The organism is Flavobacteriales bacterium (assembly GCA_019694795.1).
Taxonomy (GTDB): domain Bacteria; phylum Bacteroidota; class Bacteroidia; order Flavobacteriales_D; family UBA2798; genus UBA2798.
In genome coordinates this window covers 13,140-39,591 of sequence record JAIBBF010000023.1, presented here as the reverse complement: position 1 = coordinate 39,591, position 26,452 = coordinate 13,140, and the positions used below count along the sequence as shown (strand labels likewise).

Annotated in this window: 25 protein-coding genes; 13 read left to right on the top strand and 12 right to left on the bottom strand. The window is 40.9% G+C overall.

The features are described 5' to 3' along the window. Positions 1–114: 114 nt before the first annotated feature. The 3 genes from hppD to K1X56_08730 form a co-directional block, all read right to left on the bottom strand. Complete coding sequence (gene hppD, locus K1X56_08740) at positions 115–1,275, bottom strand: 4-hydroxyphenylpyruvate dioxygenase (protein MBX7094794.1); 1,161 nt, start codon at positions 1,273–1,275, stop codon at positions 115–117. 34 nt (positions 1,276–1,309) lie between these two features. Then, on the bottom strand, positions 1,310–2,467 hold the full coding sequence (locus K1X56_08735; protein MBX7094793.1) for a homogentisate 1,2-dioxygenase: 1,158 nt from the start codon (positions 2,465–2,467) through the stop codon (positions 1,310–1,312). A 198-nt stretch (positions 2,468–2,665) separates the two neighbouring features. Then, a complete protein-coding gene (locus K1X56_08730) occupies positions 2,666–3,736 on the bottom strand; it encodes a rhodanese-related sulfurtransferase (protein ID MBX7094792.1) in 1,071 nt (356 codons plus the stop codon). A gap of 140 nt (positions 3,737–3,876) precedes the next feature. Here K1X56_08730 and K1X56_08725 point away from each other — a divergent pair, with 140 nt between their 5' ends. The 3 genes from K1X56_08725 to cysS all read left to right on the top strand — a co-directional run bounded on the left by K1X56_08725 (position 3,877) and on the right by cysS (position 7,423). Beyond that, on the top strand, positions 3,877–4,824 hold the full coding sequence (locus K1X56_08725) for an NAD-dependent epimerase/dehydratase family protein (GenBank protein ID MBX7094791.1): 948 nt from the start codon (positions 3,877–3,879) through the stop codon (positions 4,822–4,824). A gap of 158 nt (positions 4,825–4,982) precedes the next feature. Then, positions 4,983–5,852, top strand: coding sequence for a hypothetical protein (locus tag K1X56_08720; GenBank protein ID MBX7094790.1), 870 nt, complete (start codon positions 4,983–4,985; stop codon positions 5,850–5,852). 101 nt (positions 5,853–5,953) lie between these two features. Next, on the top strand, positions 5,954–7,423 hold the full coding sequence (gene cysS, locus K1X56_08715) for a cysteine--tRNA ligase (GenBank protein ID MBX7094789.1): 1,470 nt from the start codon (positions 5,954–5,956) through the stop codon (positions 7,421–7,423). Position 7,424: 1 nt separating this feature from the next. Here cysS and K1X56_08710 read toward each other — a convergent pair whose 3' ends face one another. From K1X56_08710 to K1X56_08700, 3 genes are all read right to left on the bottom strand, one after another. Next, positions 7,425–8,786 carry a hypothetical protein gene (locus K1X56_08710; GenBank protein ID MBX7094788.1) on the bottom strand — a complete coding sequence of 454 codons (1,362 nt, stop codon included), beginning with the start codon at positions 8,784–8,786 and terminating at the stop codon, positions 7,425–7,427. Then, positions 8,783–10,084: a peptidoglycan DD-metalloendopeptidase family protein gene (locus tag K1X56_08705; GenBank protein ID MBX7094787.1), complete on the bottom strand. Its 1,302-nt coding sequence runs from the start codon at positions 10,082–10,084 to the stop codon at positions 8,783–8,785. The genes K1X56_08710 and K1X56_08705 overlap by 4 nt, the downstream gene beginning before the upstream one ends. Before the next feature lie 144 nt (positions 10,085–10,228). Next, positions 10,229–11,032: a DUF3108 domain-containing protein gene (locus tag K1X56_08700; GenBank protein MBX7094786.1), complete on the bottom strand. Its 804-nt coding sequence runs from the start codon at positions 11,030–11,032 to the stop codon at positions 10,229–10,231. Positions 11,033–11,237: 205 nt separating this feature from the next. On the opposite strand from K1X56_08700, the gene K1X56_08695 reads away from it, so the two are divergent. The 5 genes from K1X56_08695 (at position 11,238) to purD (ending at position 17,987) form a co-directional block, all read left to right on the top strand. Beyond that, a complete protein-coding gene (locus K1X56_08695; protein ID MBX7094785.1) occupies positions 11,238–12,782 on the top strand; it encodes an acyl-CoA carboxylase subunit beta in 1,545 nt (514 codons plus the stop codon). After that, the gene (locus K1X56_08690; GenBank protein MBX7094784.1) at positions 12,782–14,767 is read left to right on the top strand and encodes a sensor histidine kinase; all 1,986 of its coding nucleotides are present in this window, start codon (positions 12,782–12,784) and stop codon (positions 14,765–14,767) included. Before K1X56_08695 ends, K1X56_08690 begins: the two co-directional genes overlap by 1 nt. A gap of 63 nt (positions 14,768–14,830) precedes the next feature. Continuing rightward, positions 14,831–15,484, top strand: coding sequence for a response regulator transcription factor (locus K1X56_08685; protein ID MBX7094783.1), 654 nt, complete (start codon positions 14,831–14,833; stop codon positions 15,482–15,484). A gap of 147 nt (positions 15,485–15,631) precedes the next feature. Beyond that, a complete protein-coding gene (locus K1X56_08680; GenBank protein MBX7094782.1) occupies positions 15,632–16,564 on the top strand; it encodes a hypothetical protein in 933 nt (310 codons plus the stop codon). Between the two features lie 130 nt (positions 16,565–16,694). After that, positions 16,695–17,987, top strand: a complete 1,293-nt coding sequence (gene purD, locus K1X56_08675; GenBank protein MBX7094781.1) for a phosphoribosylamine--glycine ligase — start codon at positions 16,695–16,697, stop codon at positions 17,985–17,987. Positions 17,988–18,020: 33 nt separating this feature from the next. On the opposite strand, the gene K1X56_08670 is transcribed toward purD, so the two are convergent. Continuing rightward, a complete protein-coding gene (locus K1X56_08670; GenBank protein MBX7094780.1) occupies positions 18,021–18,203 on the bottom strand; it encodes a hypothetical protein in 183 nt (60 codons plus the stop codon). 67 nt (positions 18,204–18,270) lie between these two features. On the opposite strand from K1X56_08670, the gene K1X56_08665 reads away from it, so the two are divergent. From K1X56_08665 to K1X56_08655, 3 genes are all read left to right on the top strand, one after another. Beyond that, a complete protein-coding gene (locus K1X56_08665; GenBank protein ID MBX7094779.1) occupies positions 18,271–19,245 on the top strand; it encodes a hypothetical protein in 975 nt (324 codons plus the stop codon). Positions 19,246–19,316: 71 nt separating this feature from the next. After that, positions 19,317–20,009 carry a phosphoribosylformylglycinamidine synthase subunit PurQ gene (gene purQ / locus K1X56_08660; protein ID MBX7094778.1) on the top strand — a complete coding sequence of 231 codons (693 nt, stop codon included), beginning with the start codon at positions 19,317–19,319 and terminating at the stop codon, positions 20,007–20,009. Positions 20,010–20,021: 12 nt separating this feature from the next. Continuing rightward, on the top strand, positions 20,022–20,654 hold the full coding sequence (locus K1X56_08655; protein ID MBX7094777.1) for a YqaE/Pmp3 family membrane protein: 633 nt from the start codon (positions 20,022–20,024) through the stop codon (positions 20,652–20,654). Positions 20,655–20,701: 47 nt separating this feature from the next. Here the strand turns inward: K1X56_08655 and K1X56_08650 are convergent, their stop codons facing one another. From K1X56_08650 to K1X56_08630, 5 genes are read right to left on the bottom strand one after another with little or no spacing between them, the layout of a single operon-like run. Further along, positions 20,702–21,310 (bottom strand): nicotinate-nucleotide adenylyltransferase, encoded by a 609-nt coding sequence (locus tag K1X56_08650; protein MBX7094776.1) that lies wholly within the window; start codon positions 21,308–21,310, stop codon positions 20,702–20,704. Then, positions 21,307–21,873, bottom strand: coding sequence for a guanylate kinase (gene gmk / locus K1X56_08645; GenBank protein ID MBX7094775.1), 567 nt, complete (start codon positions 21,871–21,873; stop codon positions 21,307–21,309). Before gmk ends, K1X56_08650 begins: the two co-directional genes overlap by 4 nt. Before the next feature lie 4 nt (positions 21,874–21,877). Then, entirely contained in the window at positions 21,878–22,738 is an 861-nt protein-coding gene (locus K1X56_08640) for a YicC family protein (protein MBX7094774.1), read from the bottom strand. Positions 22,739–22,793: 55 nt separating this feature from the next. After that, positions 22,794–23,666, bottom strand: a complete 873-nt coding sequence (locus K1X56_08635) for a DMT family transporter (GenBank protein MBX7094773.1) — start codon at positions 23,664–23,666, stop codon at positions 22,794–22,796. Continuing rightward, entirely contained in the window at positions 23,667–24,020 is a 354-nt protein-coding gene (locus tag K1X56_08630; protein MBX7094772.1) for a hypothetical protein, read from the bottom strand. A 41-nt stretch (positions 24,021–24,061) separates the two neighbouring features. Between K1X56_08630 and K1X56_08625 the strand changes: the two genes are divergently transcribed. Together K1X56_08625 and K1X56_08620 are read left to right on the top strand one after the other, a co-directional pair. Beyond that, complete coding sequence (locus K1X56_08625; GenBank protein MBX7094771.1) at positions 24,062–25,249, top strand: flippase-like domain-containing protein; 1,188 nt, start codon at positions 24,062–24,064, stop codon at positions 25,247–25,249. 41 nt (positions 25,250–25,290) lie between these two features. Next, the gene (locus tag K1X56_08620) at positions 25,291–26,448 is read left to right on the top strand and encodes a cystathionine gamma-synthase (protein ID MBX7094770.1); all 1,158 of its coding nucleotides are present in this window, start codon (positions 25,291–25,293) and stop codon (positions 26,446–26,448) included. Positions 26,449–26,452: the final 4 nt, after the last annotated feature.

The following is a 26,452-nucleotide window of genomic DNA, read 5'->3' as shown; positions in this document are numbered from 1 at the left end:
GCAAATACCAAATTACAATTTATCTGCCTTATTTCGGGAATAAAGCAATTACATGTTGATAAAGCCATAAAAAAAGCCCCGATGCTTCGGGGCTTTTCTTGCGGTTAAACCGAATTAGAGCGTCCCTCTAAGTGCTTGTTCGCGTTCGATACTCTCAAACAGGGCTTTAAAATTCCCTGCACCAAATCCTTTTGCACCCATGCGTTGAATGATTTCAAAAAACAGGGTTGGACGATCCTCTACCGGTTTGGTGAAGATTTGAAGGAGGTAACCTTCTTCGTCTGCATCAACCAGAATGGAGAGTTTTTGTAATTCTTTGATGTCTTCCTTCATCATATCGCGGTGAACTCCTAAACGGGCTGGAATTTCATCGTAATAGGCCTGGGGTGGAGGAGGTAAAAATTCTACGCCACGGGCTTTTAATTCGCTTACGGTTTTTATGATATCATCAGTAGCGACAGCAATGTGCTGTACGCCGGAATCTTCATAAAAATCGAGGTACTCTTCAATTTGCGATTTCTTTTTGCCTTCTGCAGGTTCGTTAATGGGGAATTTTATTCTTCCATTTCCGTTACTCATTACTTTACTCATTAAAGCAGAGTATTCAGTATGAATTTGCTTGTCGTCGAACGATAAGAAATTTACAAAACCCATTACATCTTCATACCATTTTACCCAGGTGTTCATCTGATTCCATCCTACATTACCAACCATGTGGTCGATGAATTTTAATCCTACGGGACTTGGATTGTAATCGCTTTTCCATTCCATGAATCCGGGTAAAAACAAACCTTTATAATTTTTGCGCTCAACAAAAATGTGAACGGTTTCACCATAGGTGTAAATACCACTGCGCACTACTTCACCATGGGCATCTTTTTCTACGGTTGGCTCCATAAATGATTTAGCACCACGTTTCGTAGTTTCTTCCCACGATTTGCGCGCATCCTCTACCCAAAGCGCAATTACTTTAACACCATCCCCATGTTTTTTTACATGCTCACCAATGGGTGAATTGGAATGTAATGCCGTAGTGAGCACTAAGCGGATTTTATCTTGCTTTAAAACATAAGAAACACTTTCTCTGTTTCCGGTTTCTAAGCCGGAGTAGGCGTAGGACTGAAACCCAAATGCCGTTTTATAATAATGCGCTGCCTGTTTGGCATTTCCCACATAAAATTCTACATAGTCGGTTCCTAATAAAGGAAGGAAATCCTGAGCTCCTTCAAATATTTTTTCCAAACCGTATTCTACACTTTTTACTTCTTTAGCCATTGTATTTTGTATTGTTCAGTTTAACATTAAAAAATTATTCTACCCAGCTTTTGTAATATTGACCATCATCTAAGCGCATGGCTTCTTCGGTTACCATTAGCGGACGGAAGGTGTCCACCATCACGGCAAGTTCCTGGGTTTCTTTTTGTCCGATGGAACGCTCCATCGCTCCCGGTGCAGGTCCATGCGGAATGCCCTTTGGATGCAGTGTAATATGTCCCTGCTTAATATTATTTCTGCTCATAAAATCACCATCTACATAATACAGCACTTCATCACTATCGATGTTGCTGTGGTTGTAAGGAGCAGGAATTGCTTGTGGGTGGTAATCGTAAAGTCGCGGACAAAACGAACACACTACGAAGGCATTTGTTTCAAAGGTTTGATGTACCGGTGGTGGCTGATGCACTCTTCCGGTGATGGGTTCAAAATTGTGAATGGAAAATCCCCAGGGGAAATTGTATCCATCCCAACCAATTACGTCAAAAGGATGAGTTGCATAAACAACTTCATGCATCATGCCTTCCTTTTTTATTTTAATCAGAAAATCACCCTTTTCATCGTTTGTTTCCAACTCGGTAGGAAGTTTAAAATCGCGTTCGCAGAAGGGAGAATGTTCCAATAACTGACCGTGCGAATTTTTATATCGTTTCGGTGTATAAAAAGGATGGAACGATTCTACAATAAACAAACGATTGTCTTCGGTATCAAATTCCATCTGGTAAATCATTCCCCGTGGCACAATCAGGTAGTCGCCATATTCAAATTGAATATTCCCCATCATAGTGCGCAATTTTCCACTCCCTTTGTGAATGAAAATCATTTCATCGGCATCGGCATTTTTGTAGAAATATTCACGTTGCGATTGCTTCGGAGCTGCAAGAATAATGGAACAGTCGCTATTCATTAAAACTGTTTTCCGGCTTTGCAGATAGTCGTTTTCAGGAGCAAGTTCAAATCCTTTCAGCAATAATGATTTGATGTTTTTATCGATGGCAATTTTCGGACTTACATCGTATGATTTCAGCACTTCTTTTACCTGTGTGGGACGATGCACATGGTAGAGAAGAGACGACATTCCACTGAAGCCTTCCGTTCCGAAAAGTTGTTCGTAATAATGTCGCTTGTTTTCTTGCTGGAAAACGGTATGACGTTTTTGGGGGAACTTCCCCAGTTTGTGGTATATGGGCATATTGTTCCTGTTTTTGGATGATCAAAAAATAATGAAAAAAATTGGATAAGAGCTATCCGCCTGATAATTCAGGATAGCAAAATCATTCCGGATTGCGTTTGGTAACCTGCTTTAAATCCGTAATGTTAAATCGAGAAGAGGTATATCTTCCGGTCATGGTTTTACAAAACTACGAAAAAGATGGACCTTGCGCAAGTGTCAGAGCTTCTCTCTCCAGCTGGTTTTTCCTGCTGCAAGCAAGGCTTTTAGATCGGGACGGATTCTGCTTTTATACATGCTCAGCGAATCGTGTTTCCCCATTTCCTTTCTGATCTTTTCCTGTTCTGCTTCGGGTAAATGCAATACTTCCATACAACCCGGAGTACAACATCCTTCATATTTTTCTTTGCAGGAGGGACATTGAATAAATAAAAGGTGACAAGCATCGTTGGCGCAATTGGTGTGGTCGTCGCAGGGGGCACCACATTGGTGACATTGCGCAATGATATCGGAGGTAATTCTTTCCCCCAAGCGGTTATCGAAAACGAAGTTTTTGCCAATGAATTTAGAAGGCAAATTTTCAGTTTTTATCTGCCGTACATAGTCAATAATTCCTCCGTGTAATTGGTTAACATCGTTAAAACCGTGGTGCTTTAAAAACGCACTGGCTTTTTCGCAGCGAACGCCACCGGTGCAATAGAGCAGTACTTTTTTGTTTTCCTGTCCTTTTAATTGCTCCAATACCATGGGGAGCTCTTCTTTAAACGTATCTGCATCAGGGGTTATTGCTCCTACAAATTTTCCAACTTCACTTTCATATTGATTCCGCATATCTACCACAATGGTATCGGGGAGTTCCAGTGCTTCATTGAATTCTTTTGCACTGAGGTGTTTTCCTACATTGGTAACATCGAAACTGTTATCGTCTAATCCGTCGGCCACAATTTTGTTTCTTACTTTAATAGTAAGCTTCAAAAAACCTTCTCCGTCGCCATCCACCGCATGCTTAAAGGGAATGTTTTCAAATCCTTTTCGGGCATATAATTTTTCGGTGAATTGTTCCATGTTCGGATAGGGAACACTCATTTGGGCATTAATTCCTTCTTTGGCCACATATATTCTTCCTAATACGCCCAGTTTGCTCCATTCCGCATAGAGCTCATCGCGCAGCAGATGGGGGTCGCTAATAATCACATACCGGTAAAACGAAATGGTATGGCGATGAAAAGGCTCAGCCTCAAGGCGTTTTTTCAGGGTCGCCTTGTCATATTTATTGTGCAGTAATGCCATATTTTGCATGAATATGGTGAAGTGCAAAATTAAGGAATTCATCACAGGGTGCAAAACCTGCTTTTAATCTTTAGGGCATTTCATTTTTCCTGTTTTCCCATATCGAAATAATCCTATTTTTACCGCTCAATGCACTAGCAATGAAAAAGGAAAAAATTTTGGTTATCGGTTCTCGTGGACAAATCGGAACCGAATTGGTGGAGGAGTTGAGAAGAATTTATGGTCAGGATCAGGTGATTTCTTCTGATCTGAAAGAGGACGATAAAAGCGATTCTCCCTATGAACAGCTTGATGTTTTGAATAAGGATCGCCTGCTCGAAATCGTGAAAAAGCACCAGGTTACCCAGGTCTATCTTTTAGCTGCTCTACTTTCGGCCACCGCCGAAAAAAATCCTGCTTTTGCCTGGAAACTCAATATGGAAAGTCTGTTTTCGGTGTTGGAAATGGCGAAGGAAGGCTTGATTCAAAAAATTTACTGGCCGAGTTCTATCGCCGTTTTTGGTCCCACCACCCCTCGGGTGATGACTCCTCAGTACACCGTAATGGAACCCTCTACGGTATACGGAATCAGTAAGCAAGCCGGTGAACGCTGGTGCGAATACTATCACAATAAGTTTGGTGTAGATGTGCGTGGCATTCGTTACCCCGGTTTAATTGGCTATAAAGCACTTCCTGGCGGTGGAACAACCGATTACGCGGTAGATATTTTTCATCAGGCCTTAAAATCGGGTTCTTATGAATGCTTTTTGGGCCCCGAAACGGCGTTGCCGATGATGTACATGGAAGATGCCATCCGGGCCACCATTGAATTAATGCAGGCTCCGACGGAGAAATTGACAGTTTGGTCGAGTTATAATTTGGGGGGAATCAGCTTTACACCGGAAGATATTTCAGCCGCTATTCGTCAGCATATCCCTTCTTTTTCAATCTCTTACAAACCAGATTTTCGTCAGGCCATTGCCGATTCCTGGCCGAAAAGTATTAATGATGAGGTGGCGCAAAAGGATTGGGGCTGGAAAGCGGCATATGATTTGAATAGAATGGTTGAAACGATGTTAACAAACATCCCGAAACTTTGGAAACTTTGAAAATGTTAAATTCGTAACTATCTTTAAACAACCGAAACCAAATGATAACGTCTTATTGAAGCCAGCGTTGGTCGACAATTCATCTCCGATGGGCGAAAATCAGGTCGACGAGGCATTAAAAGATGTAAATTGAAGCGAGGATAAAAATGGGATTTGATATGAGGAAACTTATACTACCTTTTTTGGGTATGCTGTTTTTACTGGTAAGCACGGTAAATGTACAAGCTGCCGGTCAAGGACAAATAAACCAAACCGATGCCAATGGCTGGCGTCAGGGTCACTGGGTGATTACTGCATCCATGAAAGCTACTCCGGGGTTCAAACCTGAACAACCTGTTGAGGAAGGTGACTACAAAGACAACAAGAAAGTTGGAATGTGGAAAACCTATTACTCCAATGGAAACACCAAAAGTGAAGTGGAGTACAAAAACAATCGTCCAAACGGAAAATACGTTACCTATTACGATAACGGAAAAGTTGAAGAAGAAGGAAATTGGAAAAACAATGCCAATACCGGGGGCTTTAAACGTTATTATCCCAATGGACAAGTAGCTCAGGAAAAAACCTTTAATGAAGCTGGAAAAACTGCAGGTAAAGTTGTTTACTACTATTCCAACGGAAAAAAAGAATTAGAGTTTACTTCTAATAATGGAGTTGAAGAAGGAGAAATGACACGCTACTATCCCAATGGTGATGTAAAAGAAAAGAAAACATTTGCCGGCGGAAAAGTAAATGCAGGAACTGAAAAAGAATTTAAAATGGTAAATCCTCCGGTAACACTGGATGATGGAATACCTGATAAAGTTGCTTCAACAGATCCAAATCTGAAAGCCAATGAAGCAGATGTGAAAGTGAAGGATGGTTATAACAAACTTTACGACGACCAGAAGCGCTTGGTGCAGGACGGAGAATTTAAAGGCGGTAAATTGTACAATGGTAAATGGTACAAATACGACAAAAATGGTCTCCTTCTTAAAATCGAGATGTACAAAAACGGAAAATATGTTGGTGACGGTCAGATTGACTAATCCTTCTAAAAAAATAGAAAGCCCCGAGACTTCGGGGCTTTTTTTTTGCTTAACAGATCATTCTTTCGCAGAGCGGAAAATTTTTGAATTAACTTTACATCATGGAACATCCGCTATTTGTATACAATAACCTTACCCGCAAAAAGGAACAATTTGTTCCGATTAAAAGTCCATTTGTAGGCATGTACGTCTGCGGTCCCACCGTTTACAATTACATGCATCTTGGTAATCTCAGAACCTTTATCACCTTCGATATGGTGTTTCGTTATTTGCATCACCTGGGGTATAAAGTCCGTTATGTACGCAACATCACGGATGTGGGACATATCACTACCGAGTTTGATGAAGGGGTAGATCGTATAGGAACGCAAGCGAAATTGGAGCAGTTAGAACCAATGGAAATCGTGCAGAAATACACAAATAATTTTCATGATGTATTGCTACAATTTAACTGTCTGCCACCAAGCATAGAGCCTACCGCTACCGGGCATATCATTGAGCAAATAGAAATGGTAAAACAAATTCTTGATAATGGTTTTGCCTATGAAGTGGATGGTTCGGTTTATTTTGATGTGCGTGCTTATATGCAAAAACATAAGTATGGTGAATTGAGTGGCCGAAATGTAGAGGAGCTTTTTGAAAATACGCGGGATTTGGATGGTCAGGACGAAAAACGCTTTTTTGCAGATTTTGCATTATGGAAAAAAGCATCACCAGAACATATTATGCGCTGGCCTTCACCCTGGGGTGATGGTTTTCCGGGATGGCATTTAGAATGTTCTGCCATGAGCACTAAATACCTGGGCGAAGAATTCGATATTCACGGTGGTGGAATGGATTTAAAGTTTCCGCATCACGAATCGGAAATTGCGCAGAATACCGCATGCGTGGGACATGGTCCTGTTCGCTATTGGCTGCATGGAAATATGCTTACTGTTAACGGAGAAAAAATGAGTAAGTCGAAAGGCAATTCGTTTTTACCGCATGAATTGATTCATGGAACACATCCCGTTCTTGAACAAGGATATTCGGAAATGACCGTTCGCTTTTTTATGATGCAATCGCATTATGCTTCTACGCTCGATTTTTCGAATGAAGCATTAAAGGCTGCAGAAAAAGGGTTTAAGCGCTTTATGATTGCCGTGGATGCATTGCAAAAAATAAATCCTGCTACATCTTCTACATTCAGTGTTGCCGATTTTAAGAAAGAATGTTATGCGGCAATGAACGACGATTTTAATACGCCGATTTTAATTGCGATTTTATTTGAAGGAGTGAAACAAATTAACCTCATGCTCGAAAATAAAGCGGGATTAACAGCGAAGGATCTTGAAGAATTCATCGCATTTTTCAAATCGATGGTAACGGATATTTTAGGATTTCGTTCTGAGGTAAAATCTGGCGGAAATAACGCTGCTTTAGATGCCGTTATGCAAATGATTATTGAAATGCGGAAAAAAGCACGTGAAAATAAAGATTGGGCAGCAAGTGATGCTATTCGCGATAAACTGAAAGAAGCAGGAATTGTAATTAAAGACACCAAAGAGGGTGTGGAATGGATGCTTGAATAATTCAGGGATTATTTTTTACACGCTCTAGTCGTCCCCCGTTTTGTAATTTGACTTCTCCCTTTGTCTTTTTGGGAGGAGTCATTTTTGTTTTGTCTCCGGTATACTTCGAGCAAAATAAAATTCCATCCCAGGTGGATCCGCAATTATTGGTAATTACATTTCCATTTACAATCAGCTGCGATCCTTCTTCCAGAATAATGTTTGCGCCATCCGGTAAGGAAACCATGCAATTTACGGTTAAGGTTTTTCCTTTGCGGATGATTAAATCTCCACCAATCACCATAGCCCGGTTCCATGTGGTGTTTTTACGGATTTCAAAATTGTATTGCGGATCATAATCACAATACACGGTTGTACGGATACGGTATGGTTTAAGCGAATATTCCTGATGGATAAATGCAATTTGTTTGGGCGATAAATATCTCCTGCATTTATTATATCCCATAATGTTGTTGGATACTTCAACACTATCACAATCGATAAAGCCGAATTTATCTTTTTTAGGAAGATCATCGAATTGCGGTCGATCGGTATGGGATAATCCCAGGCAATGTCCCAATTCATGCGCCGATAATTGCGCATTGGCCCAGTCGCCACCTTTCAGGTAGTTGGATACATTCAGATAAAAAGGGGAGGGACCACAACCGAATGCCGACTCTTTCATGCTGGATCCGGTGTAAAAAATATGGAGACATGAGCTATCGCTATGGGTTAACTGCTTAAATAAATCATCGCTGCAATTGCGATTGTTTTCAGCGAAATAGGTTAGCTCTGCCGGTTGAAAATCCGCTGCGCAGGAGCTCACTGTTTTAATCACTGTTTTTTTTACGCTTTTATCGAAATAGGCGGTGTCGATTTTAGACTGAAAACTTTTTTTGTTCGCATCAATGAGTAAAACATCCGTGTTTCTTCTAAAGCGAAATCCGTGTTGACCTTTAATGTAAAATGTGTTTTTAGTGTTGAGTTGAGAATCGATCGCAATTGGAAATTGTTTATTGTACAATGGTTCATAAGCTATGCGGTCCCACAAATCGGGATTAACATGGAATTTAAAACCAATAATTTTAAAACGAATGTGTGCATTTCTTAGGTGATCTACTTCAGCGGGTGGTAAAAGTGTTGGAGCATCGAGTGCAGTGTAAAATGAATTAATCAGATTTATCTGTTCCCGCAATAAGGAAGTGTCTTTGATGGTATAGTTGCGCGGATCATTTTCTGCGTATTGAACGATGTGAAGTTTTACTTTGATAATTACTTCCGGTTCATCTCCGGTTGGAATGTAGTTTTCAAGCACAGAACAGGGACTTTGCGCCGAGGCAATTGTACTCCATAAGAGAAACAGATATGGAATTAGTTTTCTCATTGCAGACTATCGTTTTCAGGTTCGGGAGCAACTTCTTTTGCCGGAGTAATTTTAATGGAATCTAATTTTTGCAATAAAGGATTAATGTGTTCTTTGAAAGCAGCAAGTTCGGTTTCTTTAATCGGTTCTGTTGCCTGAAATTTTTCAGCACGCGGATCAACTTGTTGTCCGTTTTTCCAAAAGCGGTAACATACATGCGGACCCGTTGCTAATCCGGTGGATCCTACATAACCGATTATTTGTCCTTGTTTCACTTTTATTCCTTTGTGCATTCCACCTTCAATTTTACTCATATGCAGGTAGGCGGTCTGGTATGTTTTGTTGTGGTATAACTTCACAAAATTTCCATTCCCTGATGTATATCCTGCCGATTCCACTGTTCCGTCGGCCGTTGCCATAATGGGTGTTCCAGTAGGTGCTGCATAATCCGTACCAAGATGTGCTTTGTATATTTTCTGCACCGGGTGAAAACGACGCATGGTATATCCGGATGTCATTCTTGAAAATTTAAGCGGCGCTTTTAGGAAAGGGCGTTTCATCCCTTTTCCGTTTTGATCCCAATATCCGACTTCGCCATTTTGCGTATAACGGAAGGCGTAATATTCGGCAGAGATGTTAAAGAAATACACGGCTTTTATTTCTTCAATGCCATAGGGTTCTCCTTCCACTTGTTTTTCCTCATAAATTACTTTGAATTTATCTCCGGGATAAAGTTTAAAGAAGTCGATGGTCCATGCAAAAATCTGTGCAATACTTTCTGCAAGTTCCCCCGCAACGGCATCATCGCCTAATTGATCTTTTATAGTAAAAACCAGGTTCGAGTTTTTGGCAATTTCTCCTCCGATTTCTTTTTGTGTAATGGTAACAGGACGTTTTACCAATGTAACATTCACCGAATCGCGGAAGTCGAAAATGATATATTCTACCCGGTTTTTTTCATAAATGCAATAATAGGTTTTCGAAGAATCTTTTTTATTTCGCAATACAGTGTATTTATTTCCTTCGGTGATAAATTTCAAGCCTGCGCTGTCTCTTCCTAATTGATCGGCAACATTAATTTTTTGCTGAGAGATTCCATAGGGACTAAACAAATGCGAAAGGGTCATTCCGCTTTTAATTTTATCCTGCACCACATTAAAGGTATCTAAAAGGAATCCGTATTCGATGCGGGGTTCGTATTTTGGAAGGGTATCTTTTTCGGGAATGCTTTCTTGCTGATTTTCGGAACACGAGGTGTGGAAGATGCTCGTTAAAACAATAAAAGTTACAATTGATGCTATTCCTGATTTTATACCCATAATTTCCAAATGATCTTGCTTACGAAAATAGAAAAATCGAAGGCTTGAATTGGTTTGAATTATCAAGAGCGGGTTGTGGACAATTATTTGCGAATAAAAAAAGCGAAACCGTATTGATTTCGCTTTCAGTTGATGGAGAGAAAATTATTTTGTCACTTTAGAAATAGGCGATGCCAGATTTTTGTATTCCACCACTTCCATTTTAATGGATCCCACAAGGATTTTCGCTTTTGCTAATAGTGGAATTTTATTGTTATCGTCGGTCACCCAAACCGCCAAATCTTCTTCCGATTTAAATACGCGTCCTTTTTCCACCACGGGAGCAAATTTCAGACATCTGAATTTTCCCATTCGTACATTGATGGTTTCTCTGCCCACGAATTTAATTTTTAAAGGGAAGTTGGTATTGTCGTAAAACATGGGAATGGTAAATTCATCACCCTTTTTTGCATTCTGAAAATCGAGTGTTCGGGCGTAATAAAAAGCGGAGATCATATCCTGAACCATTTCCGGTGTTTCAAAGGTTTTTCCTTCGCCGTTATCCACTTTTTTCTTGTGTTGTAAAAAGGTATAATCCTGATTAATGACATATCCGCCTTCATTTACACGGCGTATGAACAACCAGGGGAACACACCTTCTGCATCGATGTACGACTCATAGCGGTCGCGCACTTTAAAGAACCAGTCGAATGCAGAAATGGTGTTACCCACTCCCTCAACGTGAAGCATTTTTCTTCCGTTCATTTTGCGGTCGCAATCCTTCACCTTTAAGGTGGCTTCTCCTGCATCTACAAATCCGTAGTGCATACGGTAACGTAATTCTTCGCCTGGTTTAAAGGAGACGTTATTTATTTTTCTAAAACTACCCTCGTTGTTTTGATCCTGCGTATTAGCTCCTGCAGCATAAGCAGTAAAAGCAAAGGCGAGTAAAAGGACTGAGCGTTTCATAATCGTGTGTTTTTCTGAGAATGAAAACGCAAAAAGCGTTCCAAATGTTATGCACGGGCTAAATAATTCAAGCGTATTGGCATTTAAATTATTGAATAATAGTGCTTTATATGTATTTCCGATTTTGCTCTTTTTCGGTCTTTTTTTGCTTTTTTCGCTTTGTAAGTGCTAAATCCTCGCTATTTTTAAAGCCTAATTTTACATCATGCAAGAGAAGATCGATTTGTTAAACGCTAAGTTAGCCGAAGCTCAATTGGGGGGTGGACAAGCGCGTATTGATGCACAGCATAAAAAAGGAAAATTAACCGCCCGCGAGCGCATTCATTTTTTGCTCGATGAGGGTTCTTTCGAAGAAATCGGCGCATTGGTTTCGCACCGTGCAGTTGATTTTGGATTGGATAAAGAAAAATATTTAGGTGATGGTGTGGTAACGGGATATGGAACAGTGGATGGCAGACAGGTGTATGTGTTTGCACAGGATTTTACTGTTTTCGGTGGTTCACTTTCTGAAACCCATGCTGAGAAAATTTGTAAGATCATGGATCTTGCCATGCAGAATGGTTGTCCGGTTATTGGTCTTAACGATTCAGGTGGTGCGCGCATCCAGGAAGGTGTAGTTTCATTGGCAGGATATGCCGATATTTTTTACAGAAATACCTTAGCCTCGGGAGTTATTCCGCAGCTTTCTGCTATTATGGGTCCCTGTGCCGGTGGTGCGGTTTATTCGCCTGCATTAACGGATTTTATTTTGATGGTAGAACAGCAGAGTTACATGTTTGTTACCGGTCCGAATGTGGTGAAAACGGTAACGCATGAAGAAGTGACCAGTGAAGAATTAGGTGGTGCCATGACGCATGCAAGTAAGTCGGGCGTTACACATTTTACCGCAGCCAATGAAATGGAATGTATTCAGCAAATCAAATCGATTTTGTCGTACGTTCCACTCAATTGCGAAGAGCAACCTCCATTCGTTCCTTACACTTCCGATGGAAATGAATTACGTCCCGCGTTGAATAAAATCATTCCTGAAAATCCGAATCAGCCTTACGACATCCGTGAAGTGATTTCGAATGTGGTGGATGGGGATTCATTTTTTGAAGTGCATAAAGACTTTGCAGAAAATATTGTAGTTGGATTTGCACGCATCGGTGGCAGAAGTATCGGTGTTGTTGCTAATCAGCCCGCTTATTTAGCAGGAGTTTTAGATATTAAGAGTTCAACCAAAGGAGCGCGTTTTGTGCGTTTCTGCGATTGCTTTAATATTCCATTGCTCGTGTTTGAAGATGTCCCCGGATTTTTACCCGGAACGGATCAGGAATGGCATGGGATTATCACCAATGGTGCAAAATTGTTGTATGCCTTTTCTGAAGCAACAGTTCCCCGTATTACGGTGATTACCCGCAAAACTTACGGTGGTGCCTATGATGTAATGAATTCGAAACACATTGGAGCGGATATGAATTATGCATGGCCATCGGCAGAAATTGCAGTGATGGGTGCTAAAGGTGCTGCTGAAATTATTTTCAGAAAAGAAATCAGTGAAGCGAAAGATCAGGCTGCAAAACTAAAGGAGAAAGAAGATGAGTACAATCGTCTTTTTGCAAATCCGTATAAAGCTGCAGAACGCGGATTTATCGATGAAGTTATACGTCCTGAACAAACCCGCGAAAAATTAATACGTGCCTTTAAAATGCTCGAGAATAAAGTGGTGAATCTTCCTCGTAAAAAACACGGAAACATTCCACTTTAATGAAATCCTGCTTGCAACTTTTTTTTCGTTGTGTTTTGTTGCTGGGATTATCCCTCGCAAAGAGTTTTTGCATTGACGTTAGAGCTGGTCAACTCGATAGCCTTGTAACCGTTGCGCGGCAAATGCCCGAGGACTCCAACAAGGTGAAATTGTTGTCGGATTTATGTTTTTATCACCGTTCAGTGCATTCGGATACAGCTTTAAATTTCGGAAAACAAGCCTTGTTACTTGCCCAAAAATTAAATTGGGAAAAAGGAATTGCACAAGCATACAACGATATCGCCATTGTTTACATTGACAAAAATGAATACGATGAAGCTATAACCCTGTTGCATCTTTCACTTGAAATTCGCAAACGCTTAAACGATGAATTGGGTGAAGCAGCGGTATATAATAAATTGGGAATTATTTACCAGGAACGTTTTCAGTTGAAAGAAGCTCTAGAGTATAATTACAAAGCGCTGGCGATCTATGAAAAATTACAGCAAAAATTTTACCTCACCTATGTGTTAAATAACCTGGGCGTGCTTCATTTCAATTTGCGGGAATACAAGAAAGCACTCGAAATGCATCAGCGCGCGCTCAAGCTTCGCATCGAAATTGGTGATCAATACGGCATGGCTGCTTCACATGGAAACCTGGCCAATGTGTATTATGAATCGGGCGACAGCACACAGGCGATTGAAAACTGGAAACTGGCCATTTCGGAATTTCGTTTAATGGATAAACCCGAAGAACTGGCCGTGCAATTAAATAATCTGGGCGGTTTATACGTTACACGCCGGCAGTACCGCTTATCTCTTCCCATACTTCAGGAAGCCTTTGAAATCAGGAGTCGGTTAAACGATAAAAAAGCCATTTCATCTGTATTAATTTCACTCGGTGAAGCGCAAATGGGATTAAAGGATTTTAAAAATGCCTCTTCTTCTTTGCATGCAGCCTTGTCCATTTCTAAAGAGATAAGAACGAAGCATGAAATCCTTTTTGCCTATATGAAACTGGCGAAATTAAAAACGATGATTGCTCAGCCGGATAGTGCTTATTTCTACATGGAGCAATACAGTTTATTGAAGGATTCCATTTTTGATGATGATTTAAAAAATCAGGTGGCAGAAATGAGAACCCGTTTTGAAACTGAAAAAAAGGAAAAGGAATTACTCGAAGCGAAGGCGGTAAATGCCGATTTGGAATTGAAGAAAAAAGATGCTGATCTGAAGGCATCGAATCGTACCAAATGGATCTGGGGAATTGGATTTGCTTCCGTTGCGGTTTTGTTCATGGTTTTATTCTTCGAACAAAAGCGACGCCGTGCCATACAAGCACAAAAGGATGCTGAGATTATCGCTGAGCGTGAAAAAGGAATTGAAGCAGTTATTCTGGCTACGGAAGAAGAACGCAAACGAATTGCACGTGAATTGCACGACGGGATTGGTCAGCAATTAGGTGGACTAAAACTGGCTATACAAAAATTACATCAGCGAATTAGTACGGATCTGCCCGGGGAAGAAAAAACCATTGCTGATCTCACTAAAATTATCGATGATTCTGCCACTGAAGTTCGCTCTATATCGCACCAAATGATGCCAAAAGTTCTGCAGGAAATCGGCTTGGTTCCTGCATTGGAAGATATGCTGGCAAAATCGTTGGGACATTCCTCCATTCGTTACGAATTTGAAGTGTTCGGAATTGAAGGACGCTTTTCGGAGAAGGTGGAGGTTAGTTTATACCGGATTTGTCAGGAACTCATCAATAACATCGTTAAGCATTCAGGCGCCGATCAGGTGGTGGTGCAATTGTTCCGGAACAAGGGATTTTTAATCATGATGGTGGAGGATAACGGAAAAGGATTTGATGCAGGCGCAAAACGGGAGGGCATCGGCATGATGAATATTGCAACACGGATCAATACCATCAACGGGGATGTCAATTTCGAAGCCGGACCGGGAAGTGGAACCGTAGCAACGGTAAGAGTTCCGATTTCGTGATTTTAATCAATTTTTATTTCCTTCTTTTTCCTAATTTTATTTTTGGAACCTTAAGAATAATGCATGGCACGGATCATCCTGGTTGACGACCATCAACTGATATTGGATGGATTAAAATCCATTATAGAAAATGAATCAGATTTAACCATTGTGGCAGAAGCCAACGATGGCGCAAAGGCATTGCAGTATTGCAGTACTTTAAAACCCGATTTGTTATTGATGGATATTGATATGCCTGTAATGAACGGACTGGAAGCTTCGCAGCAAATCAAAAAACAAAGTCCCGATTGTAAAATCATCATTCTGACCATGCACGATGAAGCCGCTTTAATTAAGCGCATCATGGATATTGGAGCCAACGGGTATTTATTGAAAAATTCCGATCAGGGAGAATTGATCGATGCTATTCGTCAGGTTTTATCCGGTAAAAATTATTTTTCTGAAAAAGTATTGAAGCAACTTTCATCACCCGGCGTGCCGGATAGTTTTCAGCTTCGTCCCACCGATGCCGTTTTGCTGGCGCAGTTAACCGACCGGGAAGTGGAAGTGTTAAAATTCATTGCCGATGGAATGTCGAACAAAGAAATCGGCGATAAAATTTTTATTTCTCACCGCACGGTGGACACCCACCGTACCAATCTGATGAAAAAACTCGATGTACACAACATTGCGGGACTCATCCGTTTTGCTATTCGCAATGGCTTAATCAATAGTTAGTTTTACGGTATTTACCGTATTTACCACGTTTTTCTTTTTTATCAATTTCGTTTTATTATTAAAACAATTCCGGGTATCGTCTATACGACATTTTAAGGTTCCAAAACAAAAGGTCGAAAGGGGATATCCGGAATAATACTTGCACCTATGAAATCTATATTAAGTGTATTCTTTCTTCTTTATTCTCTGGTAGGATTTTCCCAAATCGATGCCAATGATTTTAGTGTTATTTCCATTACGGGAGGAATAAAATCTACAAGTCACTACGGCTATTATGTTAAATCATCCATCACTCCAACATCAGCGGGTAATCCTTTTGCCAATTACAATGATTATACTTTGGTAAAAGAAAAAGGTAATGTATTTACACCGGAATTTCGCCTGATGGGCTCTTCTGATAATGGTTTAATGAGTATAAATCTTGATGGAGTAATTTATCTCGTGGGAATTATTGCTGAAGGGAAAAACAGCAATTACCCGGATCGGTTTAAGCCAGGTAAATTCGATGTTTTGTTCTCTACCCCTTCGCCGCAAATTCAAAGTGTACATGCAGCTAGCGATATATCGCGCGACAAACGGTTTTGGTGTTTTAATTTTGTGGATGTAAATGCAACCTTTGGTGACAAAGCCGTTACCTGGGGTTTCGATTTGGGATGGAAGGCAATTGGATTTACCTACCCCGGCACTTCATTTAACGACACCTCTAACACGTATTCCTATCACGATTCCGGCCCGGGAGGCGATCGCGGTTTTAGGTTTTATATTGGGCCATCTATGGGAATTCGAAAGAATATTTCTGAGAAAATTTGTTTTACATCCTTTTTGGGTGTGAATTATCTCCCCAATATTTTTGCCGATGAAAAATTCAAGCGTCAGATGGTGAATCCTTATATTAACCTGAATTTATTTTTAGGAGCGGATAAAGGAGTTACACTTCAGTTCGCGTATCATTTTTTGAAAGGGAAAACAGAATTTACGGCGCTCGATTATTCGGGTCCTTCTTCAGTTTCACACCCTGTTACCAGCGATTTAATCGTTAATCAACTGGAAATAAAGGCCGGTTTTTACTTATCGAAATAATTAGCCTAGTTTACTGGCGGATTTTTATTGCTGAACAAAGTCAAACGACAGGGGTTTTTCACCGTCTGTTGATAAGATAATTTTATTGGGACTGTCATTCTTTTTTTCTTTGTTTTTCTAAATAGACAAAATGAATGTTCTGATTCTTGGTTCCGGTGGTCGCGAACATGCGCTGGCATGGAAAATTTCGCAAAGTTCTCAATTGGATAAACTTTTTGTTGCACCCGGTAATGCAGGCACCTCTTCTGTTGCCACGAACGTGAATATTTCTCCGGTCGACTTTAAAGCCATCAAGAAATTTGTACTGGAGAATGATATTCGTCTGGTGGTGGTTGGTCCGGAAGATCCTTTGGTAAAAGGAATTCATGATTTCTTTTTGGAGCAGGAGGAATTAAAACATATTCCCGTGATTGGTCCGCAGCAACAAGCCGCCCAATTGGAAGGCAGTAAAGATTTTGCAAAGGCTTTCATGCAGCGACATGCCATTCCTACGGCCAAATACCAAAGTTTCACCAAGGATACACTCAAAGAAGGAGAAAAATTTCTGGAGTCGCTCAATCCGCCTTATGTGTTAAAAGCAGACGGATTAGCAGCAGGGAAAGGCGTTTTGATTTTAAATGATTTAAAAGAAGCGAAAAAGGAATTAAAAGCCATGTTGGCGGATGCGAAATTCGGAGAAGCATCCAGCAAGGTGGTTATTGAAGAATTTCTGAAAGGTGTGGAATTATCGGTATTTGTTTTGACCGATGGAAAATCGTACAAAATTCTTCCAGAAGCAAAAGATTACAAACGCATCGGCGAAGGTGATAAAGGATTAAATACCGGTGGAATGGGTGCAGTATCACCCGTGCCATTTGCCAACACCGATTTTATGGAGAAGGTGGAAAACAGAGTGATTATTCCAACCGTTAAAGGATTGCAACAAGAAAATATTCCTTACAAAGGATTTATCTTTTTCGGATTAATCAACGTGAAGAATGAGCCTTATGTAATTGAGTACAATTGCAGAATGGGAGATCCGGAAACAGAAGTGGTCATTCCCCGTGTTAAGAGTGATTTACTCGATTTATTCGAAGGTGTTGCAACAGGAACTTTATCCGAACGCGATGTTCAGTTCGATGAGAAAACAGCCGTTACCGTTATGATGGTGTCCGGCGGATATCCGGAAGATTATGAAAAAGGCAAAGTAATTACCGGACATGAAAACATCAGTGATAGTCTGGTTTTCCACGCTGGTACCATTGAGAAAGGCGGTAAAGTGGTAAGTAACGGGGGACGTGTAATTGCGGTTACTTCCTATGGAAAGGATATTGAATCTGCAGCAGAACGCTCAATGATGAATGCAGGATTGATTCGATTTGAAAAGGCCTATTACCGGAAAGATATTGGCCAGGACCTAATGAAAATGCCCCAGCAGGCTTAACTGTGGGGCATTCGAAAAATATGCAGATTTAAATCACTTTAATTGATTAGGATTTGCAGCGGCTTCTTTGTTAAACTTGCCTTGTAACCAAAGCCAGTAAAAAAGTCCGGCAAAGCCAACGAGAATGAAAATGTTGTTAGGAAGATTATCGGCCCATTCTAAAATTCCGAATGTCCAAACGAAAAGATCTCCAAGTGGGTATACCAGCCAATCCATAGTTTTGAATTTGTTAACGGCTCAAATGTAATAGTTTCGCGGAAAAAAGAAAAATAAATTTAAAGGGGTGATTATCAGATTATATAGAACCAACCAGTCCATCATTCAATTAGGATTGCCCCTGATTGCGGTTGTGTTTTGGTCGCTTCACTTCTTTTTCCCCATCGCTCCGGCGCCTTCCGCCATTCCTCAATGGTTCACCTTTCAGCCCGAATGGCCGATGTGGGTGTGGCAGGTTTTACAAATGGCATTGGTCCTTCTCGAAGCCATAGTTTTTAACCGGATTATTAATGATCTCGAATTATTCGATCGCATTAGTTATGTGCCTTCGCTGATTTATGTTTTAGTTGCCTTTATGCTCATTCCGAATGGACTTTTCCAATGGTCATCCCTGAGCAATTATTTTATCCTCCAAACGATCCATACTTTATTGCAGGTTTACCGGCAGAATTCGGCCAAAGAAGAAGCATTTATCAGCGGATTTTTACTGGGGATTGCATTTTTATTTTCATGGTATGTTGTTCCGCTGGTCGCATGGGCTTTGCTGGCCATGAACACCCTTAAAACGTTTTACTGGCGCGAGTGGCTCTTGTTTATCATTGCGTTTTTATTTCCGTGGTGGACCTTCGAGGCGATTTATTTTGCCGTGTACGGACAATGGTCAATTGTAGTGCCGCAATTTGAAATGGAGCATTGGACCACCAATCCACTGGGCGCGGATCGCAGTACGATGATGTTTTCCATTTTTCTGCTGGTAATGGTGGTGTTGGGACTATTTTCCCTATTGGGAAGATTTAGCGGAAGCATCATCCGGGTGCGCAGGCAGCGACAGGTGTTGCTTTATTTTTTCATTATCATGATTCTGATTTCCATTACGGTGAACGCCATGTATGTTGGTAATGGGATGCAATTATTGGTGATACCCTTTGCCCTTTCCATCTCCTTTTTGCTGGTGCATTCTGCCTTTCAGTGGCTTACAGATTTACTCTTTTATGCGGCCATTGGATTATTTCTATTGTCGCGAATTGCACCCCTCGGGTGATTTTTTTTCACAGTCGGATTTTCGTCTGGCTATTCTCTCTTAAATCCTTAGTTTTGTAAAAAATTATCTCCATGAAATTTGGTGTTGTTGTTTTCCCGGGATCCAATTGTGATGAGGACATGGTTTATGTTCTTTCTACCATTATGGGACAAAAAGTTGAACGCTTATGGCATAAAGACCGCGATTTGAAAGGTTGTGATTTCATCGTATTGCCAGGCGGATTCTCTTATGGAGATTATCTCCGCTCCGGTGCTATCGCCCGCTTTTCTCCCATTATGGATAAGGTGATTGATCACGCAGAAAAAGGAGGTTATCTGATGGGGGTATGTAACGGATTTCAGATTTTAACCGAGGCCCATCTGGTGCCAGGAGCTTTGTTGCACAATACCGATCGCCGCTTTATCTCTAAGAATATTTATATGCGTCCCCAAACCACCGATTCACTGGTGACTTCTGCGCTGGACCTTAAGAAAGCCTATAAAATTCCGATTGCACACGGTGAAGGAAATTATTTCTGCGATGCCGATACACTTGCATCCATGAAAAAAAACGATCAGATTTTATTTCGCTATTGCGATGCTGAAGGAAACATTACTGAAGCAGCTAATCCGAATGGTTCGTTGGAAAACATTGCCGGCGTATGCAATGCGAAAAAGAATGTGTTTGGCATGATGCCGCATCCTGAACGCGCTTCCGATCCTGAGTTAAAAAATACCGATGGAAGAGGAATTTTCGAATCCATCGTTTCTATGGTTTTAAAATAAAAACAACACACTATGACTAAATTGATTTCTAAAATTTCTGCATTGGTTTTGCTGTCGGCAATTCTCGTGTCATGCGGTTCTTCGCGTTTTACTCATTCGCGTTACGGTAACAGAAGCTGGGTGAAAGTTGGATCAGTACAAGCTGAACAAGAAGTTCCTTATGAAAAATCGAAAGAAGATAAAGTTGTGTTTTCGCAATCTGCCAATGAAGAAGTGGTGAAAGCTTCTATTGCAGAAGAAAAAAAGGCAGCAGTAATTACCGAATCGGTGATCGTGAACAAAGAAGGAAATTCAGAAGTGGAAATCAATACTACTTCAAACGAAGTGGTAACTACCGATGCGGTGGTGAATGAAACTTCCAACCAGGAATCTAATCCTGCTGCTGTTGAATCGGTAAAAGAAAGTACTTCAAGAGATGTAACTGCAGATGCAGATGCAATGTTTGTATTGATGATTATTCTTGCTTTTTTAATTCCACCATTAGCCGTTTATCTGAAAGATGGTTCGGTTACCGGATTATTTTGGTTAACCTTAATTCTTTGCATTTTAGGTGGAGGATTGTTTTTTGGATATGCCGGTTACTATGGCGGATTATGGTTAATCGCTGTGGTATTGGCATTGCTTCGCGTGCTGGATATGATTTAATAATTAATTGAATTAATCAAAAAAGTCCTGTCAAACGACGGGACTTTTTATTTTTCGTAAAAATGCATTTCCTTAATGTAGCGATGAACAGGATCGGTTAAGAGATATCGTACATCTTTTTTATCGCGGATGGCTTTTCGGATGAAACTGGAAGATACTTTCATCACCGGGGCATCACACATAATTACATTGGGGTGATTTAAGAATGGACTGTCGATATGAAATTCCTTGAGTTCATCGATTTCCGATTCGGTTAAAACCCGTGGATAAACGTAGAGTTTATGTCTGGAAATAATGTGTTCATGATTTTTCCATTTATGGAAGGTTCTCAGATTATCTTCTCCCATAATCAATGAAAACTCATGTTGCGGAAATTTTTCTTCGAGGTAGGCAAGTGTCGCAACTGTATAGGACGGCTTGGGTAATTCAAATTCAATGTCGCTCGCTAATAGATTGGGATTATCTTCAATTGCTGTTTTTACCAAAGCCAGCCGATGATAATCGGGCAACATCGAATTTTTTTCTTTCAGCGGGTTTTGCGGTGAAACCACCAGCCATACTTTATCCAGTTCCGTGTAATCGGCCATGTGGTTGGCGATGATTAAATGGCCAACGTGAATGGGATTGAAGGTTCCGAAATAAAGTCCGATGTTCATCCTTGTAAGAAATTTCGAACAACCTGTTCTGCTTCCGCAAAGGCGCGTTCCAGGTTATCATTTAATAAAACGTGATCGAATTTTTCGGAATAGGCCATTTCTTTTTCTGCTTTTCCCATTCGGCGCGCAATACTTTCCGGTGTTTCGGTGGATCTGGATTTTAATCGTTCTTCCAAATGTGCCAGACTGGGTGCCTTTACAAAGATCGATAAGGCGCGGTGACCAAATGCTTTTTTCAGATTGAGTCCACCGACTACATCTACATCGAAAATCACATGTTTACCGTGCGACCAAATGCGTTCAATTTCCGATTTCAGTGTGCCATAGAAATTATCGGTATACACTTCTTCCCATTCGATAAAGGCGTTTTGGGAAATTTTAGATTTAAATTCTTCAACGGATAAAAAGTAATAGTCCACCCCGTTTTTTTCATTGTGCCGCATTGCTCTGCTACACGCTGAAACGCTAAATTCCAATCCGAGATCAAGACTAAGCAAATGATGCACAATCGTAGTTTTGCCTGCGCCGGAAGGGGCTGAAAATATGATGCACTTTCCTTCCATTTTTTTACAACACGTTTAACACCTGTTCTTTTATTTTCTCTAATTCATCTTTCATCAACACCACAATTTTTTGCATGCCGGCATGATTACTTTTGGATCCGAGGGTATTTATCTCTCTTCCCATTTCCTGCGAAATGAATCCCAGTTTTCTTCCTTGATGATGTTCTTTTTCCATTGTCTCTACGAAATAACCACAATGCGAACGAAGTCTCACTTTTTCTTCCGACACATCCAATCGCTCCATGTAATAAATCAACTCCTGCTCAAAACGGTTTTTATCGATGTTCTCCGAACCGAGGTATTCCTGAAGTGACCGATCCAAACGACTGCGTACACCTTCCATTCGTTCTTTGTCGAACGGCTCCGTATCAATCAGTAATTTTTCAATTAAAGCTACACGACCCCGTAAATCCTCAAATAATTTTTCTCCTTCCGATTTGCGGAATGATTTAAAATTTTCGATGGCGTTTTGGCATAATTCTGCAATGACCGACCATTCCTTTTCATCAAATTCTTTGCGCTCAGAAGAAACGACTTCCGGTAGGCGCATCAGGGTCGACAAGATTTCTCCTTCTTTCAGCTGAAGTTTGTCGCAGAGTCCGCGTAAATCGTTGTAATAACTTTCTGCCAGTGCTGTATTGATGCTGTAGTTTTTTTCTTCTCCGAAGTTTTCGTAGTAAATGGATACATCCACTTTTCCGCGCTCAACTTCTGTTGCAATTTTCGATTTCAACTCCATTTCCTTCTCTTTAAACATCGACGGGAGACGTAAATTCAAATCAAGTTGCTTGCTGTTGAGTGATCGTACTTCAACACTGATTTTACGGTTACCATAAGCACCCGTTGCTTTTCCGAATCCGGTCATCGATTGGATCATAAGAGAGAATTTTTACGAAAATAAGCAATTCCCTTTACCAATTTTATTTTCTGTTAATGAGGTACACACCGGCAAAAATAAAGAGTGTGGAAATAATCTTGATCGCATCCAACTGGTCCTTACCCGCCATTACCGCAATCATTGCTGCTAATGCAGGTTGCAGGTAAATATAAGCACTGACTACCGAGGGACTTAAATTGACCAATCCATAGGTGTTTAACAAATATGCAAGAAAGGTGGTCCCCACTACTACAAAAAGGACCGACCAGATGATGTGAGCCGGGAAGGAGTGCCACTCAATTGCCATAAATTCCTGAAAACCGAAAGGAATTACCGGTATAAGTCCGAATAAAAACACCCATTTCATCACGGTAATCGGGTGATATTTTTTCATCAAAGGTTTTACGATGACCAGGTAAATGGCATAAAAACATGCATTGAGGAAGGTCACAAAATCGCCAAATAAATTACCGCTGCCACCGGAGGATGGTCGAAGCAACAACAATACCACTGCGCCACCCAATCCGAGAAACAGACCGGTAATTTTTAAACCGTGAAAACGTTCCTTTAAAAGAATGGAAGCCATCACCATTACCAGAAGTGGTGTGGTAACCATGATGATGGAAGAATTAATGGGCGAGGTGAGGGATAGTCCCCAGAAAAAAAGCATTTGATTGATTCCTACGCCTGATAAACCGCAGAGAAAAAGTAATTTGAAATCGGAGGAGGCTACTTTTTCATTTTTGAAGAGAAGAGCAGTAGTCCAAATCAACAAAATGGTACCCGAAACCCGAAGTAGAATAAACCCGAAAGGATCGATGTAATGTCCCATGACTTCCTTTGCTACGGTATAATTTATTCCGTAGATCAGGTTCGCTAAAAAAATGGCGAGGTGTGCAAGGAGGGATTTCGACATTTACCCGCGAAGATATGTTTTTGCTTCCTCGATAGCTTTTTTAGAATTACCAATGACTATTTTTTTCCCAATAATCATCACCGGTCTTTTCAGAAAGGTGTACTCTTCCAGAATCCATTTTCGGTAGTCATCTTCCCGGAGTTCTTTTTTGTCTAAACCCAGTGCCCGGTATTTTAGTGCTGTTTTAGAAAACAAGGACTGATAATTTCCTGCCAGCTCAGCCATTTGATCCAACTGTTCCGGAGTAATTTTTTCCGTTTTAATATCCTGGAAAATAAAATCCGAAGGAAGATTTAATTCCTTAATGATTCGTTTGCAGGTAGAGCAGCTTGATAAGTGATATATTTTTTTCATCTTTCGGACAATGTTCACTAATTGATACCTCACGCTTAAGCATGACAACTGCAAATAACGGAAGATTATCGATACGCTCGGGATGGAAAATCTGGATTCCTGTCCTGATTGGAATAGCTGTTGCGGTGTACATGATCATGTCGGCTATCCGGGAAGAAAAATTTATTGCAGACCCGAATGGAAATTATGAATGGGTGGATAATAATCAGAATGGACTTGTCGATTTTTCGGATCCTTCCGAATTTAAACTCTCCACCTGCTGCGGAAGTTATTCCCGGCAACGTTTTACGGATGCCATTGGAAAATTAGATTGGGGATGGATGAGTGTGCTGGGAATTTTTATGGCTTTCGTGATGATGATGGTTCGCGATTTGGCTTATATGTGGCGGATTCGGTTACTCACCGAAAAGCGATTGACCTGGAGGCAGTCTTTTAGGGTGATAATGATATGGGAATTTGCCTCTGCCGTTACTCCGGGTGTAGTAGGTGGTGCAGCAGTAGCCATGTTCATTCTGAATAAAGAAAAAATAGAAATGGGAAGAGCCACCGCCTTGGTGATGATTACCGCATTGCTCGATGAATTGTTCTATATTTTGGTGGTCCCTATATTATTACTCATAGCTGGAACGGCAGCGCTTTTTCCGATTGACTTAACCAAATCGATTTTCGGACTGGATCTGCATGTGGTCGGATTGTTTTGGATTGCATTTTCATTTATTGCCTTAATTACTTTCCTGTTGTTTTTTGCTGTATTTGTGAGTCCTTCTTCTTTCGGATCGTTTCTGATTTTTATTTGCCGTTTGCCTTTTTTAAATCGCTTTTCTCACCGTGCCGAACGATTAAAACAGGATATCATTGTTACCTCCGCTGAACTTAAAAACAAAGCTTTTTCATTTTGGGTAAAGGCGTTTATGGCGACGGCAATTTCATGGACGGCCCGTTTTCTGGTGATTAATTTTCTGTTGTTTTCCATTGTTCCTTTTACCGATCACCTGGTGATATTTGCCCGGCAGCTTTCCATGTGGGTGATTTTGCTGGTTAGTCCAACCCCCGGCGGGAGCGGAATTGCAGAGTTTGTTTTTTCCGGATTCCTGAGTGATTTTGTGCCTTTCGGTCTGGCCGGATTGTTTGCGGTGCTTTGGCGTTTGATCTCCTATTATCCTTATTTGCTGATTGGAGCAATTGTCCTCCCTCGCTGGTTAGGGGGCGATGATGAAAATCGGGAATAATTTAGCCCACATGCTTTCCTTTTATGTAATTTAGTCGCGTTATGAAAGACACTTCTAAACTGGGCTTTGGTACCAGAGCCATTCATGCAGGCATGGAGCCTGATCCTTCCACCGGAGCAATTATGACTCCGATTTTCCAGACCTCAACATTTGTGCAGGAGTCGCCCGGTAAACACAAGGGTTATGCTTATGCGCGCGGTAAAAATCCGACGAGGGCTGCTTTGGAAAAAAACATTGCTGCATTGGAAAAAGCGAAACATGGTTTATGCTTTTCATCCGGAATGGGAGCTATGGATGCAGTGATAAAATTATTGCAACCCGGCGATGAAGTGATTACCGGCGATGATTTATATGGCGGATCTTACCGCATGTTCACGAAAGTGTTTGAACCATTTGGAATCCGATTTCATTTTGTGGATATGACCAATGCGGAAAACATCCGGAATTTTATCAATGAAAAAACAAAACTGATCTGGGTGGAAACACCAACCAATCCCACCATGCAGATCATCGATATTGAAGCTTGCGCAAAAATTGCGAAAGAGAAAAATATTTTGCTTGCCGTAGATAATACTTTTGCATCACCCTATTTGCAAAATCCGCTGGATCTCGGTGCGGATATTGTTATGCATTCGGTAACCAAATACCTGGGCGGACACAGCGATGTTGTAATGGGTGCTTTGGTGTTGAACGATGATAAATTGTTTGAACGTTTAGCTTTTATTCATAACTCATGCGGTGCAACGCCGGGTCCGCAAGACGCTTTCCTGGTGATTCGCGGAATTAAAACCTTGCATCTCCGAATGGAGCGTCACTGTGAAAACGGTGAGAAAATTGCACATTTCCTGCGTAAGCATCCGAAAGTGGAAAAAGTATACTGGCCCGGTTTCGAAGATCATCCGAATCATGCCATTGCGAAAAAGCAAATGCGTGGATTTGGCGGAATGATTTCGTTTGTGTACAAAGGAAATGTAGAAGAAACATTTAAACTGGCTTCTTCATTTCAGGTGTTTTCATTGGCAGAATCGCTGGGTGGAGTGGAATCGCTCATCAATCATCCGGCAACCATGACGCATGCATCCATTCCGAAAGCAGAACGAGAAAAAGCAGGGGTGGTTGATTCGTTATTGCGTTTAAGTGTAGGCGTTGAAGACATCAATGATTTATTTGCCGATTTAGAACAAGCATTAGGAAAATAAAAAA